The following is a 13,110-nucleotide window of genomic DNA, read 5'->3' as shown; positions in this document are numbered from 1 at the left end:
TACCCTGTACGAACGAGCGGCGCGAGCCGATGCGTCTACAGAATCGACGCGAACCGCGGCACGCGAAGCAGGAGGCCGGCAATCAGATAGCACGCGACGCAGGCGATGCTACCGGTCACGGCGAATTTCAGGAACGGGGACGCCGGTACGTTTCGCCACGCGAGGGCGACCGCGACCAGCACGGGCGGATGGATGACGTAGATCGCGTACGCGCGTCGCGACAGCGGCCGCCACGCGCCCGTCAATGTGTCGAAGCGCTGTTGAAAACGATCGACGAGAAACAGGATTGCGCCCCACGCGACCAGCGGCTCCCAGAATGCGTAGATGACGTCCTGCGGACGGCCGCGCCACGCGGGCACGTGCTTCGCGATCAGGTAGGCGATCGGCAGGACCGGCAACGCCATGAGCGCGATGCGTGACCAAAGTCGGACCTGCGGCGCCGGCAGATGCTCGATCCAGTGCGCGCGCGCCGTCCGGCAACCCGCTGCATACAACACGACGTAGCTCGCGAAGTAGCCGAGCTGCAGCCCCCATACGTTGATACCTACCGGCCATCGCGACCGCAATGCCAGTGCCGCGATACCAGTGAGCAGTGCGGCGGCGGCCAGCGTCGTGTCGGAAGGGACGCGCGCGACGCGGTTCGTATCGCGCGCCACGGTGCGCGGGAAGACGATATGCAGCAGCGCCGCCGCCGCGCTGAAAATCAGCAATGCCTCGGCGAACCACATCGGTCCGTTTTCGAACGTAGCTTTTCGCCACAGATGTCGCAGCGTATCTGGAAACGGATGACCCGCGCCCGACTGAGCCAGAGCAATCGTCGCGGGGCCGATCAGGAAGCCGTAGATGAGCAACGGCAGGCCAAGCCGGAGAAACCGGTCGGCGAGGAAGCGGACGGCACCCTTGCGCTCGATGGATGGCGGCGTGTAATAGCCCGCGAGGAAAAAGAACAGGCCCATGAAGAACGCCTGGTTGATCGCGCAGAAGAGCGTCAACAGCGCGGACGCCACCGAAGGGCCTGCGGCCACCTCGTGGTAGTACCACCCGCCGACTGCGCCATACGTGATCGCACAGTGGTGAAAGACCACCAGCAACGTCAGGCAGGCCCGCAACGCGTCCAGCCCGGCGTTTCGATGCACGGCAACCGCGTTGTCCTTCCGAGAAGCGAACTCGACCGGAACGTCCTGGGCGCTCATCATCTTGCCTGCGTGGTTGGTCAGTCATGACCCGCTTGGCTACGATCGTCGTCGCGGCGACGTATGCCTATCCGGCGGGTGTGCAAGTCGGCAACATACGCGGTTGTTCTTACAACCATCCAACAAGCCGCTCCGCTGCCGGCGCAACAGTCGATCAGTCGCTCAGCCGAGCTTGCCGCGCAGATCGTCGAACGGAATCATCACGTTCGTGCGATACGCGGGTCGTGCCTTCAGGCGTTCGTACCACGCCGTGACATGCGGCACGTCGGGCCGCGCGATATCGAGTTCGAAATACCGGTAAAGGTGCGTGCCGGCCGCGATGTCGGCGAGCGTGATCGCGTCGCCCGCGAGAAACGGCTGCCCGGCCAGCACGGTATCGAGCACCCGGAAATACTGCGCGGATTGCGCGATGCTCTGCTCGACGCGCACGGTGTCGCGCTGCTCGGGCGGCGTGCGGTAGTAGTCGCGGAACACGCCGTTGAGGAATGCCGGCTGCAGCGTGGTTTGCGCCCAGTCCATCCAGCGGTCCGCCCGCGACTGCTCGGCGGGATCGTCGCGCCAGAAGCCCGGGCGTCCGTGGCGCGCGGCGAGGTAGCGCAGGATGCTGTGCGATTCCCACACGACGATACCGTCGTCGTCGATCACCGGGATGCGCCCGTGCGGGTTCATCGCGAGGAATTCGGGTGTATCGAGCACGCCGAACCGGCCGCCGGCCGGCACGTGGCGATGCGCGAGCGCGAGCTCGTCGACGAGCCACATCACTTTCTGGACATTGAATGCGTTGCGTCGTCCCCATACCGTCAGCATGCCGGGCTCCCTGTGTCGTGACGAACGTGAAGAGGGACAGTGTAAACGCGGCAGGCGCGCACCGCGGTGCGCGCCTGCCGGCGATCGTCGTGCAACGTGACGATCAGAACTTGTGGCGAATGCCGACGATCGCGAGTTCCTGCGTATCGGTGCCGGAATTCACGCCGTACGAGCCGACCGACGCGGCCGCTTTCACGGTCGCTCCGCTCGCGTTGAGCGTGTTGCCGCTCGCCTTCTGATAGCCGAACAGCGCATACAGGTCGGTGCGTTTCGACAGCGCGTAATCCGCGCCGAGGTTGACCTGGTTGTAGTGCGCGGAAGCCGGGCCCGTCAGCGACGTGTAGTTGTAGCCGACGCCCGCGCGCAGCGCCGGCGAGAACTGCCAGTTGAAGAATGCCGAGCCGTTGTTGAACTTCGCGTTCTGGCTGAATGCCGACAGCGTGTCCGCGCCGTACTGCGTGTTCGAATACGCGAGGCCGAAGGTCGCCGGCCCGGCCACGTACTGGCCAGCCACGCGCACGATCTGGATCGACTTCGCGCTCGAGAAGCCCTGGTTGATCACGGTGTTGAACAGCGTGTCCGAGCTGCTCGACCACGTGCGCACGCCGTTCGCGACCGTCGTGCCGCCGTTCGCGTAGAAGTAGCCGGCACCGAGCGACAGCGGGCCGTTCGCATAGCTCGCGCCGAAGCTGTACGTGCGGCCGCTGCCGGTCGCGCCCGCGACGCCGCCGAAGCCGTACAGCGCCTCGAACTGGAAGCCGGAGATCAGCGGGCTCGTGTATTTCACCGAGTTGCTGACGCGCAGGCTGTTGTCGTAGTTGTCGAGATCGCCCGGCGTCGCGAACACGCCGCCGAAGTAGTTGTCCTGCGTGAGGCCCTGCACGAGATCGACGATCGGGTCGTACTGGCGGCCGAGCGTCACGGTGCCGTAGGTGGTGCTCGCGAGGCCGACGACGGCCTTGCGGCCGAATTCGCGCCCGCCCTGGCCGAGCGCGCCGGTGCCGATGTTGAAGCCGTTCTCGAGCTGGAACAGCGCGGACAGGCCACTGCCGAGATCCTCGATGCCGCGCAGCCCCCAGCGGCTGCCCGACAGGTTGCCGCTGCTGAACTTCACGAGGCTCGACGCGTTGCTGCCGTTCGCGTTCTGCGCGTTGTGGACGTATGCGATGCCCGCGTCGGCGATGCCGTACAGCGTGACGCTGCTTTGTGCGTGCGCGCCGGCGGCGACGAGCGCGGCCGGCAGGGCGAGCAGCGCGAATGAACGGATCTGTTTCATCGTTGGATTCCCCCGTTGGTCGATTGGTCTGATGAATCGGTGAACGATACGGACCGCGCATCGTCAAGGGAACCAATAAATTGTCGGATCGTTATGAGGCGGGGCGGAGATGGATGCGCGCGCAACGGATCGACACGGGGCGCGCGGACATCCCGTGCATCGCGACAGGGCAGTGCCTACTGCGCCACGCTTTCCGCGTCCGCCGTCTCGCCGAGGAACCCGCCGCTCTGGTGCGCCCACAGCGCCGCGTAAATGCCGCCCGCCTGCAGCAACTGCTGGTGCGTGCCTTCCTCGACGATGCGCCCTTCGTCGAGCACGATCAGCCGGTCCATCGCGGCGATCGTCGACAGCCGGTGCGCGATCGCGATCACCGTCTTGCCGCTCATCAGGGTGTCGAGGCCGCGCTGGATCGCGACCTCGACCTCGGAGTCGAGCGCGCTGGTCGCCTCGTCGAGCACGAGGATCGGCGCATCCTTGAGCATCACGCGCGCGATCGCGACGCGCTGCCGCTGGCCGCCCGACAGTTTCACGCCGCGCTCGCCGACTTCGACGTCGTAGCCGCTGCGGCCGTGGCGGTCGCGCAGCCGGCCGATGAACTCGGACGCCTCCGCGCGCACGGCCGCATCCTGCATCTCGCGCTCGGTCGCGTCGGGGCGGCCGTACAGCAGGTTCTCGCGCATCGTCCGATGCAGCAGCGACGTATCCTGCGTGACCATCCCGATCGCGGCGCGCAGGCTGTCCTGCGTCACGTGCGCGATGTCCTGCCCGTCGATCCGGATCGAGCCGCCACCCACGTCGTAGAAGCGCAGCAGCAGGTTCACGAGCGTCGACTTGCCGGCGCCCGAGCGGCCGATCAGGCCGATTCGCTCGCCCGGGCGGATCGTCAGGTTCAGCCCGTCGAATACCGCGCGATCGTTGTCCTCGTGCGCGAACTGCACGTTGTCGAACACGATTTCGCCGCGCCGCACCGTGAGCGGCTTCGCATCGGGCGCGTCGACCACGCTGCGCACCTTCGTCAGCGTGTTGATGCCGTCCTGGATCGTGCCGACGTTCTCGAACAGCTCGGTCATTTCCCACATGATCCAGTGCGAGTAGCTCGACAGGCGCAGCGCCATCGCGATCACGGCCGCGACGACGCCCGCGCTCGCCTCGCCGTGCATCCACAGATACAGCGCGAGCCCGGCCGAGCCGATCAGCAGCAGCGTCGACAGCAGGTGGTTGACGATCTCGAACGCGCTGACGAGCCGCATCTGCGCGTCGCCGGTCGCCTTGAACGCTTCCATCGCGCGCCGCGCGTGGTCGGCTTCGCGTCGCGTATGCGAGAACAGCTTCACGGTCGTGATGTTCGAATACGCGTCGGTGATGCGGCCCGTCATCAGTGCGCGTGCGTCGGCCTGCCGGCTGCCGACCGCGCCCAGGCGCGGCACGAAATACGCGCATGCCGCGCCGTAGCCGAGCGCCCACAGCGCGAGCGGAATCATCAGCCGCGAGTCGAAGCTGGCGGCGAGCACGAGGATGCCGATCAGGTAGGCGGTGACGCCGATCACGACGTCGACCGACATGAACAGCGCGTCGCGCACCGCGAGCGCGGTCTGCATGATCTTGGTCGTCACGCGGCCCGCGAATTCGTTCGCGTAGAACGACAGGCTCTGGTCGAGCATCAGCCGGTGAAACAGCCAGCGCAACCGCATCGGGAAATTGATCGCGAGCACCTGGTGCTTGACCATCGTATGCAGCGCGATCAGCAGCGCGCTGCCGGCGAGGATCGCCGCGAAACCGGCGAGCGTGCCGAAGTGGCGGCCGCCGAATCCGGCCGGTGTCGACGACGACAGCCAGTCGACCACGTGCCCCATCATCGCGAACAGCGCGGCTTCGTACGCGGCCAGCGCGGCCGACGTCAGCGCGATCAGCAGGATCCAGCCGCGTGCGCCTTTCGTGCACGCCCAGACGAACGAGAAGAATCCCTTCGGCGGCGTGACGGGATCTTCAAGCGGGAAAGTCGGCAGGCGCCGTTCAAACCACGAATACATTGAAACCTCTCCTTGATGCGGTCGTGCGGGCGGGCGCGACCGATATTACGTGACGCCTGTGAGCTGCACGGCGGCCCGCGGCGCACGCGCTTACTGCGACCGGATCCACGCCTCGATCGGGCCGAGCGTGTCCGGCGCATAAGCGTGACGCCCGAGCGCCATGTACAGCCACGTCTTCCATTTCGGCCAGTCGGACTCGAGCTGATAGTCGAACCAGCGGCCGCGCAGCAACGCATGCGTCGCGCCCGGCACCACGACGACGTGCCGGTCGGCCCGCTTCCCGAATGCGTGCGCGTAAGCGTTCGCTTCGTCGGCCGGATCGACGTTGCGGTCCAGCGCGCCCCACACGGCCAGCACCGGCCCTTGCATCGTCACCAGCGCCTGCGATGCGTCTTCCAGGTAGTTCAGCGCGATGAAACCGAAGCGGCGCGGCTCGATGTCCGGGCGCCGGGCCGGATCGGCCGGCACGTCCGCCCGGCCGAAGATTGCGTCGTTGCTGCGTCGCTCGGCGGCCAGTGTCGCATCGATTCGATCCGGCTGCAGGCCGGTTGCCTCGAGTTGCCGGCGCGTCAGGTAGGCGCCTTGGCGCCGCCAGCTGACGGCGCCACCGACGATCACCGAGAACGCGGGCCGCACCGCATTCGCCACGCGCGGAATCACCCAGCCGCCCTGCGAGAAACCGAGCAGGCCGATCTTGTGCGTGGGCCCGGCGGCGGCGCGCACGCGCGCCATCGCGGCGATCGTTTCGTTCGCGCGGTCCTGCATCGATTGCGCGAGCCAGTCGCCGCTGCTGCGGCCGGTGCCCTGCTTGTCCCAAGCGAACACGCCGATGCCGGCGTCGAGCAGGCTGTTGACGAGCGGCAGCATCGCGTCGTCCGAGAAGCGCGTGCGCGGCCCGTCGCCGTGGACGAGCAGCGCGATCGGCGCGTCGGGTGCGTGCGCCGGCAGCGCGAGCGTGCCGACGAGGTCGGCGTCGCCCGTGTGGAACGTCAGTGTCGATACGTTCGCGCCCTTCAGCTCGAAATCGGACAGGCCGCGCAGCGCAAGCGCGCCCGCCGCGACGCAGCCGAACAGGACGAATGCGATACCGGCGATGACGATGCGTTTCATTGGTCCTCTGATCGTTTGTGTGAGCGAATGCCACGGGCGGCACATGCATGCGCACGCTGCCTTGACGCTTCCGACGTCTCGCGGAGATAATAGATCGACTAATCAGTCTAATAAATATTTGAGCCATCGTCGAGCACGGAGTTCCCGTTGAGAAAGATCGATCCTGAAAGAGTGGAAGCGAAGCGGCGCCAGATCCTCGATGCCGCGATCGACTGTTTTGCGCGCGACGGCTTCCATGCGACGTCCACAGCCGCGATCTGCAAGGCGGCCGGGATGAGTCCGGGCAACCTGTTTCACTATTTCCCGACCAAGGCGGCGATCATCGAGGCGATCGCGCAGGACGATCAGCGCGAGATGGCCGAGCTGTTCGCGAAGCATGCGGACGCCGACGATGCGCTGGCCGCGATCGAGGAGATCGCGCTGACGTTGATGGAACTGTCGAGCGATCCCGTCTATGCGCGCATCTGCGTCGAGACCGCGGCGGAGGCGACGCGCAATCCGGACGTCGCCGCGTTGTTCGCGGCGAACGAGGCGCAGGTGAAAGGGCGGATGGTCGCGCTGATCAAGCGTGGTGTCGCGCAAGGGCGGATCGACGGAAGCCTGAAGCCGGATCTCGTCGCGACCTGGCTGCTCGCGCTGGCGGAAGGGGCGGTCGGGCGGGTCGTGTTCGAGCCGGGGTTCAAGCCGCGCGCGCATCGCGCGATGCTGCGGACGATCATTCAGCGGATGTTGAAGCCGCAGTGACGGAAGGGCGCGGCCGGCGCCCCGGCCCGCGCCCGAGCGCGGCACACCGCCCGCCGGGGCCGTGCCCGGCCGGCAGGCATCGGCACGCGTTCCGCCGCGGCCGCAAAAAAGTGCTTGACTATCTATCTATGAGTAGATAAAGTTCGATCCATGGAAACGAAACCGACCGTCCGCGAACAGATTCTCGACCATGCGATCACGTTGATGATGCAGCGCGGTTACAACGGCTTCAGCTATCGAGACCTGTCCGACCTGGTGGGCGTGAAGACGTCGAGCATCCACTACTACTTCCCGTCGAAGGACGATCTCGTGCTGGAAGCGGTGGCGGCGTACAGCGACGAAGTCCTCGCGGCCATGCGGACGATCGATCCGGCGTTGCCGGCCGACGTGAAGCTGAGCCTGTACACGAAGATGTTCGGCCGCACGCTCGGCGACGGCAATCTGATCTGCCTGTGCGGGATGCTCGCGGCCGACATCGAAACGCTGCCGGAGAACGTGCGGCAGGCCGTGCAGGCGTTCTTCACGGCCAACGAGCGCTGGCTCGCGGAATTGCTGAAGCAAGGCGCGAAGGAAGGCACGCTGCAGTTCAGCGGCGAACCCGAAACCGCGGCGCGCACGTTGTACGCGGCGTTTCAGGGCAGCGTGCTGGCCAGCCGGTTGTTTCACACGCGGGCGCGTCTCGAGGATGTCGAGGCCGTCTGGAAAACGCGGTCCTGACGGACGGCGCAAGGAGTCGGGCGGTTCGCCGCCTTTTATTGGATCTCGTTATCTATCATGTAGTAGATAGATGATTGGCGCAGATGGCTCAACCATCTGCATTTTTTGGGGGTGTTTGTCTATCTATGGGTAGATAAATTGTTGCGAGACCGGCGGAGCAGCCGCCGGCACGCGGACCCCGGTTCAAAGGCTGTTTCATTCATTTGTGGAAAAGGAGTCTGTCATGTCGATCGAAAAAGTGCTGTACCGCGCCCATGCAAAAGCCACCGGCGGCCGTGACGGCCGTGCGACGGTGCCCGAAAGCGGCCTGGACCTGAAGCTGACCACGCCGCGCGAACTCGGCGGCGCGGGCGGTGCGGGCGCGAACCCCGAGCAACTGTTCGCCGCCGGCTACAGCGCGTGCTTCATCGGCGCGATGAAGTTCGTCGCGGCGCGCGACAAGATCGCGATCCCCGCGGACGCCGCGATCGAAGGCAGCGTCGGCATCGGCGCGATCCCGAACGGCTTCGGCATCGAAGTCGAACTGAAGATCTCGCTGCCGGGCCTCGATCGCGACATCGCGCAAACGCTGATCGACCGTGCGCACGTCGTCTGCCCGTACTCGAATGCGACGCGCGGCAACATCGACGTCACGCTCACGCTCGTCTGATCAATCGCACTGCAAACCATTCATCGCCATTCAAAGACCTGACCAAGGAGTTGCACCATGAAGATCGTCAAGCCGCTGTTGATCGCTGCCGCCGTGGCAGCCGCACTGTCCACCGCACCTGCCGTGTTTGCCGCGGGCGCCGACGCCGTCGGTCCCGATGCGAAGACGAGCGCGTTTCTCGCCGCACTGAACGGCCCGAAGGGCCCGGGCCTCGAAACGCTGAGCCCCGCGAAGGCGCGCCAGGTGCTGGTCGACGCGCAGAACGGCGTGAAGGTCGATCTGTCGGGCATCGACGTGTCGAACCGCACGATCGAGCAGGACGGCCTGTCGGTGCCGGTCACGATCGTGCGTCCGCAAGGCGTGACGGGCACGCTGCCGGTATTCGTGTTCATCCACGGCGGCGGCTGGGTGCTCGGCGATTTCCCGACGCATGAGCGGCTCGTGCGCGATCTCGTCGTGCAGTCGGGCGCCGTCGCGGTGTTCGTGAACTACACGCCGTCGCCGGAAGCGCGTTACCCGGTCGCGATCAACCAGGCGTATGCGACGACGAAGTGGGTGGCCGCGCACGGCGCGGAGATCGGCGTCGACGGCAGCCGCCTCGCGGTGGTCGGCAACAGCGTCGGCGGCAACATGTCGGCTGTCGTCGCGCTGATGGCGAAGGACAAGGGCGGCCCGGCGATCCGCTTCCAGGGGCTGATGTGGCCGGTCACGGACCACAACTTCAACACGGGTTCGTACAACGCGTATCAGCAAGGCCACTTCCTGACGCGGCCGATGATGAAGTGGTTCTGGGATGCCTATACGAAGAACGAAGCGCAACGCAACGAGATCTACGCGTCGCCGCTGCGCGCGAGCGTCGCGCAGCTGAAGGGTTTGCCGCCCGCGCTGATCCAGGTTGCGCAGTTCGACGTGCTGCGTGACGAAGGCGAAGCGTACGGCCGCAAGCTCGACGCGGCCGGCGTGGACGCGACGACCACGCGTTACGACGGCACGATTCACGATTTCGGTCTGCTGAACGCGCTGGCCGACGATGCGCCGACGAAGGCCGCGACGAAGGCGATGGCCAACGAAATCGCGACGCGGCTGAAGTAACGCGATCGGCGGTCGTTCGACCCTGAACGACAGGACGGCGGGCACGTGCCCGCCGTTTTTGCGTGAGGTGTGGTTCCGGCCCGGCAGCGGGGCGAAACGGTTGAATGGCGATCGCGCCCGCCCGCCGGCATTGTTGGTACGATCGCGCGTATCGTCCACGCCGGCGTCGCACGCCGCCGGCTCATCGGCCGCGCGGCTGCCCGTTCGCGCGGCCACGTTCGGGAGAAGCGGTTCATGTTGCAGGCATTCGCGGTCTTGCTGATCTTCCAGTGTCTCGGGGAAGGCGTGTCCTATCTGTTCGGCCTGCCGGTGCCGGGCCCCGTCATCGGCATGCTGCTGCTGTTCGGCTTCGTGATGCTGCGCCCGCAGGTCGCCGATGCGATCGAGCCGACCGCGCTCGAGCTGCTGCGTCACCTGTCGCTGCTGTTCGTGCCGGCCGGCGTCGGCATCATGGTGTCGGCCGACCGCGTGCGCGGCGACGCGGTCGCGGTCGTCGTCGCGCTGGCCGTCAGCACGACGCTCGCGATCGCGGTGACGGCGCTCGTCACGCGCGCGCTGCTGCGGCGCCAGCGCCGCGCGGGCGGCACCGCGGAGGGCGCGCAATGACGGCGTTCCCGAAGCTCGGCGCGATCTGGGTCTATCTCGCCGCGAGCCCGCTGCTCGGCCTGACCATCACGCTGGTCGCGTATCTGTTCGCGCAGGCCGTCTATGCGCGGGCGCGTTTCAATCCGCTGGCGAATCCGGTGCTGATCGCGGTCGCGGTGATCGTCGTGCTGCTGACGCTCACGCATACGCCGTATCCCACGTATTTCGAAGGCGCGCAGTTCGTCCACTTCCTGCTCGGCCCGGCGACCGTCGCGCTCGCACTGCCGCTGTACCGCCAGTGGTCGAAGCTGCGGCGCACCGCGTTGCCGCTGCTCGTCGGCCTGCTCGCGGGGTCGCTGACCGCGATCGTGTCGGCGGTCGGTATCGCCGCGCTGTTCGGGGCGTCCCATCAGACGATCGCGTCGCTCGCCCCGAAATCGGCGACGACGCCGATCGCGATGGCCGTCGCCGCGGAGATCGGCGGCATTCCGTCGCTCACGGCCGTGCTCGTGATCTCGACCGGGATTTTCGGCGCGGTGTGTGCGCGCGCGATCCTCAATCTGCTGCGGATCGACGAGCCGGCCGTGCGCGGCTTCGCGCTCGGTGTCGCGTCGCACGGGATCGGCACCGCGCGCGCATTCCAGGTCAGCGAGGAAGCCGGCGCGTTCGCCGGGCTCGGGATGGGGCTGAACGGCGTGCTGACGGCGTTCGTCGTGCCGATCCTGCTGCCGGTGCTGTCGCGCTGGATCTGAGCGCCGGCCCGCGCCGCCCGGGTATCGGTTTCCCTGATGGCGCGGGCGACAGGCCGAAAGGACGGCGCCCCCGGCGCGCATGTATCGTTGACGTTATCAGGACAATTCAGGAACGCACACGGACATTTGTGCGGCGATCGGCTAACGTTGCATCGGTGCCGTTGTCGCAGGCCGTCGCGTGCGCGCCGGTGTCCGACCCACACTCAACAATCGACAAGGAGATCGGTCATGAAGCAGTCTCGCGTGGTTTCGGTGGCAGTAGCAGTAGCGGCGTCGTTCGGTCTGTCGTTGACCGCCGCGCCGGCGGCATACGCGCAGGACCCGGCGTCCGCGCCGGCGCAGAAGCAGCTCGACAAGGCGCAGAAGAAGGCGGCGCGCAAGGCGGCCCGCGCGCGGCACGCGTCGGACCTGAAGGCGATCGGCACCGGCAGCGGCTACCGGTTGACCGGCGACCAGAGCAACTATCCGCAGAACGCCGTGCAGAAGGCGCCCGCGACGAAGGCGGCGCCGGCCGCGCCGGCGTCGGGCCAGTAACGGTCGAAAGCGTTGCACAGCACGAACGGCGCCGGTTGAACCGGCGCCGTTCGTTCATGTGCGGAACTGCACGACTGCGGGGCAGCGAGGGGCGAGGCCCCCGCGTTACGACGCGAGCTTGCTCGCGAGTTCCGCGACGTGCTTGCCCTGGTAGCGCGCGATGTCGAGCTCGTTCGCGCTCGGCTGGCGGCTGCCGTCCGCGCCGGCGAGCGTGGTCGCGCCATACGGCGTGCCGCCGGTGATTTCGCTCATGTTGACGAGCCCGCTGCACGCATACGGCACGCCCACGATCACCATCCCGTGGTGCAGCAGCGTCGTGTGGAACGACGTGATCGTCGTTTCCTGGCCGCCGTGCTGCGTGCCGGTCGACGCGAACACGCTGCCGATCTTGCCGACGAGCGCGCCTTTCATCCACAGGCCGCCGGTCTGGTCGAGGAACGTGCGCATCTGGCCGGCCATGTTGCCGAAGCGGGTCGGCGTGCCGAAGATGATCGCATCGTAGTCGGCGAGTTCGTCCACCGTGGCGACCGGTGCGGCCTGGTCGACCTTCACGCCGATCGCGCGGGCCTGGTCGACGGGGATCGTTTCCGGCACGCGCTTGAGCGTGACCTCGACGCCGGGCACCGATTTCGCGCCCTCCACGATGTGCTGCGCCATCGTTTCGACGTGCCCGTAGGACGAGTAGTAAAGAACGAGAACCTTGGCCATGTTGCGAATCTCCGATTAAAAGGGCCCCGCGTTTCCGCGGGGCCCGGTTTCCCGAACGGGCGTCACGCCCATTCGGCCGTCACTTCGACCGGACGCAGGTCGAACACCAGCACTTCGGCATCCTTGCCGTCGGCGATCGTCAGCGCCTGTTCGCCGCGGATGCGCGCGCCGTCGCCTTCGCCGAGCGTCACGCCGTTGACCGTCACGCTGCCGCGTGCCACGTGGACGTAAGCAAAACGGCTCGGATCAAGTTCCAGCGTCGTGCTTTCGTCGCCGTCGAACAGGCCCGCGTAAATGCGGGTGTCCTGCCGGATCTTCAGCGAACCGGCATCGCCGTTCGGCGACACGACGAGGGCGAGCTTGCCGCGCTTGTCGTCGGCCGCGACATTGGTCTGCTGATAGCGCGGCTCGGCACCCTTTTCGGCCGGCCCGACCCAGATCTGCAGGAAGTGGACCGGCGTGTCCTGCGAGTGGTTGAACTCGCTGTGGCGCACGCCCGTGCCCGCGCTCATCAACTGCACGTCGCCCGGCACGATCACCGAACCGGTGCCCATCGAGTCCTTGTGTTCGAGCGCGCCGTCGAGCACGTACGACAGGATTTCCATGTCGCGGTGCGGGTGCGTGCCGAACCCGCGGCCCGGAGCGACGCGGTCGTCGTTGATCACGAGCAGGTCGGAGAAGCCGACTTGCTTCGGATCGTAGTAATTCGCGAACGAAAACGTATGACGGGAGCTGAGCCAGCCATGCTCCGCACGGCCACGTTGGTTTGCTGCACGGATATCGATCATGATTTTTTGTCCTTGAAGTCGCCGGACCTCGGAAGTGAGACCGGCCGTTCGTTGAGATGAATCTTAGGTCAATCTATTTGACAAATAAATCGCTGTAGAGATAATGACTGTCGCCATGGAGTGGA

The 13,110-nt window shown here is 66.7% G+C and carries 14 protein-coding genes; 7 read left to right on the top strand and 7 right to left on the bottom strand.

Annotation, left to right across the window (positions count from 1 at the left end; all coding sequences use genetic code 11):
- Window positions 1-35: 35 nt before the first annotated feature.
- The 5 genes from BLS50_RS33865 to BLS50_RS33845 form a co-directional block, all read right to left on the bottom strand.
- Window positions 36-1,193, bottom strand: coding sequence for an acyltransferase family protein (locus BLS50_RS33865; RefSeq protein ID WP_074808747.1), 1,158 nt, complete (start codon window positions 1,191-1,193; stop codon window positions 36-38).
- Window positions 1,194-1,355: 162 nt separating this feature from the next.
- Complete coding sequence (locus BLS50_RS33860) at window positions 1,356-2,000, bottom strand: glutathione S-transferase family protein (protein WP_074808299.1); 645 nt, start codon at window positions 1,998-2,000, stop codon at window positions 1,356-1,358.
- A 103-nt stretch (window positions 2,001-2,103) separates the two neighbouring features.
- Complete coding sequence (locus tag BLS50_RS33855; protein WP_074808298.1) at window positions 2,104-3,276, bottom strand: porin; 1,173 nt, start codon at window positions 3,274-3,276, stop codon at window positions 2,104-2,106.
- A gap of 176 nt (window positions 3,277-3,452) precedes the next feature.
- Window positions 3,453-5,306, bottom strand: coding sequence for an ABC transporter ATP-binding protein (locus BLS50_RS33850; RefSeq protein ID WP_074808296.1), 1,854 nt, complete (start codon window positions 5,304-5,306; stop codon window positions 3,453-3,455).
- 90 nt (window positions 5,307-5,396) lie between these two features.
- Window positions 5,397-6,416 carry an alpha/beta hydrolase family protein gene (locus BLS50_RS33845; protein WP_074808293.1) on the bottom strand — a complete coding sequence of 340 codons (1,020 nt, stop codon included), beginning with the start codon at window positions 6,414-6,416 and terminating at the stop codon, window positions 5,397-5,399.
- Between the two features lie 147 nt (window positions 6,417-6,563).
- Here BLS50_RS33845 and BLS50_RS33840 point away from each other — a divergent pair, with 147 nt between their 5' ends.
- The 7 genes from BLS50_RS33840 (at window position 6,564) to BLS50_RS33810 (ending at window position 11,489) form a co-directional block, all read left to right on the top strand.
- Entirely contained in the window at window positions 6,564-7,160 is a 597-nt protein-coding gene (locus tag BLS50_RS33840) for a TetR/AcrR family transcriptional regulator (RefSeq protein ID WP_074808290.1), read from the top strand.
- 150 nt (window positions 7,161-7,310) lie between these two features.
- Window positions 7,311-7,877, top strand: coding sequence for a TetR/AcrR family transcriptional regulator (locus tag BLS50_RS33835; RefSeq protein ID WP_012337111.1), 567 nt, complete (start codon window positions 7,311-7,313; stop codon window positions 7,875-7,877).
- A 223-nt stretch (window positions 7,878-8,100) separates the two neighbouring features.
- The gene (locus BLS50_RS33830; protein ID WP_006481042.1) at window positions 8,101-8,526 is read left to right on the top strand and encodes an organic hydroperoxide resistance protein; all 426 of its coding nucleotides are present in this window, start codon (window positions 8,101-8,103) and stop codon (window positions 8,524-8,526) included.
- Between the two features lie 57 nt (window positions 8,527-8,583).
- Window positions 8,584-9,618: an alpha/beta hydrolase gene (locus BLS50_RS33825; protein ID WP_074808287.1), complete on the top strand. Its 1,035-nt coding sequence runs from the start codon at window positions 8,584-8,586 to the stop codon at window positions 9,616-9,618.
- Between the two features lie 234 nt (window positions 9,619-9,852).
- Window positions 9,853-10,224, top strand: coding sequence for a CidA/LrgA family protein (locus BLS50_RS33820; RefSeq protein WP_011549311.1), 372 nt, complete (start codon window positions 9,853-9,855; stop codon window positions 10,222-10,224).
- Window positions 10,221-10,955 carry an LrgB family protein gene (locus tag BLS50_RS33815; protein WP_011694966.1) on the top strand — a complete coding sequence of 245 codons (735 nt, stop codon included), beginning with the start codon at window positions 10,221-10,223 and terminating at the stop codon, window positions 10,953-10,955. The genes BLS50_RS33820 and BLS50_RS33815 overlap by 4 nt, the downstream gene beginning before the upstream one ends.
- A 228-nt stretch (window positions 10,956-11,183) precedes the next feature.
- Entirely contained in the window at window positions 11,184-11,489 is a 306-nt protein-coding gene (locus BLS50_RS33810; RefSeq protein WP_011549310.1) for a hypothetical protein, read from the top strand.
- 105 nt (window positions 11,490-11,594) lie between these two features.
- Here the strand turns inward: BLS50_RS33810 and wrbA are convergent, their stop codons facing one another.
- Together wrbA and BLS50_RS33800 are read right to left on the bottom strand one after the other, a co-directional pair.
- A complete protein-coding gene (gene wrbA / locus BLS50_RS33805; protein ID WP_006481047.1) occupies window positions 11,595-12,197 on the bottom strand; it encodes an NAD(P)H:quinone oxidoreductase in 603 nt (200 codons plus the stop codon).
- Window positions 12,198-12,259: 62 nt separating this feature from the next.
- Window positions 12,260-12,985 (bottom strand): pirin family protein, encoded by a 726-nt coding sequence (locus tag BLS50_RS33800; protein ID WP_011549308.1) that lies wholly within the window; start codon window positions 12,983-12,985, stop codon window positions 12,260-12,262.
- Between the last annotated feature and the right edge of the window lie 125 nt (window positions 12,986-13,110).

This window comes from Burkholderia orbicola, assembly GCF_900100915.1.
GTDB lineage: Bacteria > Pseudomonadota > Gammaproteobacteria > Burkholderiales > Burkholderiaceae > Burkholderia > Burkholderia orbicola.
The sequence above is the reverse complement of the archived record's forward strand: the minus strand, read 5'-3'. Positions and strand labels throughout refer to the sequence as shown.

What these genes read in the sequence shown, in the direction of transcription:
- BLS50_RS33865 (WP_074808747.1), bottom strand. Translation starts at nt 1,193, where the DNA reads ATGAGCGCCCAGGACGTTCCGGTCGAGTTCGCTTCTCGGAAGGACAAC.
- BLS50_RS33860 (WP_074808299.1), bottom strand. Translation starts at nt 2,000, where the DNA reads ATGCTGACGGTATGGGGACGACGCAACGCATTCAATGTCCAGAAAGTG.
- BLS50_RS33855 (WP_074808298.1), bottom strand. Translation starts at nt 3,276, where the DNA reads ATGAAACAGATCCGTTCATTCGCGCTGCTCGCCCTGCCGGCCGCGCTC.
- BLS50_RS33850 (WP_074808296.1), bottom strand. Translation starts at nt 5,306, where the DNA reads ATGTATTCGTGGTTTGAACGGCGCCTGCCGACTTTCCCGCTTGAAGAT.
- BLS50_RS33845 (WP_074808293.1), bottom strand. Translation starts at nt 6,416, where the DNA reads ATGAAACGCATCGTCATCGCCGGTATCGCATTCGTCCTGTTCGGCTGC.
- BLS50_RS33835 (WP_012337111.1), top strand. Translation starts at nt 7,311, where the DNA reads ATGGAAACGAAACCGACCGTCCGCGAACAGATTCTCGACCATGCGATC.
- BLS50_RS33830 (WP_006481042.1), top strand. Translation starts at nt 8,101, where the DNA reads ATGTCGATCGAAAAAGTGCTGTACCGCGCCCATGCAAAAGCCACCGGC.
- BLS50_RS33825 (WP_074808287.1), top strand. Translation starts at nt 8,584, where the DNA reads ATGAAGATCGTCAAGCCGCTGTTGATCGCTGCCGCCGTGGCAGCCGCA.
- BLS50_RS33820 (WP_011549311.1), top strand. Translation starts at nt 9,853, where the DNA reads ATGTTGCAGGCATTCGCGGTCTTGCTGATCTTCCAGTGTCTCGGGGAA.
- BLS50_RS33815 (WP_011694966.1), top strand. Translation starts at nt 10,221, where the DNA reads ATGACGGCGTTCCCGAAGCTCGGCGCGATCTGGGTCTATCTCGCCGCG.
- BLS50_RS33810 (WP_011549310.1), top strand. Translation starts at nt 11,184, where the DNA reads ATGAAGCAGTCTCGCGTGGTTTCGGTGGCAGTAGCAGTAGCGGCGTCG.
- wrbA (WP_006481047.1), bottom strand. Translation starts at nt 12,197, where the DNA reads ATGGCCAAGGTTCTCGTTCTTTACTACTCGTCCTACGGGCACGTCGAA.
- BLS50_RS33800 (WP_011549308.1), bottom strand. Translation starts at nt 12,985, where the DNA reads ATGATCGATATCCGTGCAGCAAACCAACGTGGCCGTGCGGAGCATGGC.